Annotated in this window: 1 protein-coding gene; it reads right to left on the bottom strand. The window is 43.3% G+C overall.

Annotation, left to right across the window (positions count from 1 at the left end; translation table 11 throughout):
- A partial coding sequence (locus K5R16_RS22255) for a cytochrome c-type biogenesis CcmF C-terminal domain-containing protein (RefSeq protein WP_220740605.1) occupies positions 1-453 on the bottom strand: 453 nt, incomplete at both ends.

Genomic DNA, 453 nt, shown 5'->3' with positions numbered 1-453 from the left:
AAAGTATGGAGGTCCTACAGAAATCTTACCCATGCCTAAAGCATCGATTAGAAGTGGGTATAAAGTACCTAGCAATACTGTGCCACACGCAACTGTTAGTAACAGGTTACATACAAGCAGCATGGTCTCTTTCGACTTAAGCTCAAAACGAGCTGGACTACTCATCTCACTCGCTCTAAAGGCGAACAAGGTTAGAGAGCCACCAATCGCTAAACCGAGAAGCAATAGAATAAACATACCACGACTAGGGTCCGCCGCGAATGAGTGCACTGATGTTAGTACACCAGAACGTACGATAAAGGTACCCAACAAACTTAGTGAGAATGCAAAGATTGACAGTAATACAGTCCAATTACGGAACGCACCACGTTTTTCAGTCACAATTAATGAGTGAACAAGTGCAGTACCGATCAACCAAGGCATAAATGAAGCGTTTTCTACTGGATCCAAGAA

This window comes from Shewanella sp. c952, assembly GCF_019654975.1.
Classification (GTDB): domain Bacteria; phylum Pseudomonadota; class Gammaproteobacteria; order Enterobacterales; family Shewanellaceae; genus Shewanella.
This window is presented reverse-complemented; position numbering and strand designations above follow the sequence as displayed.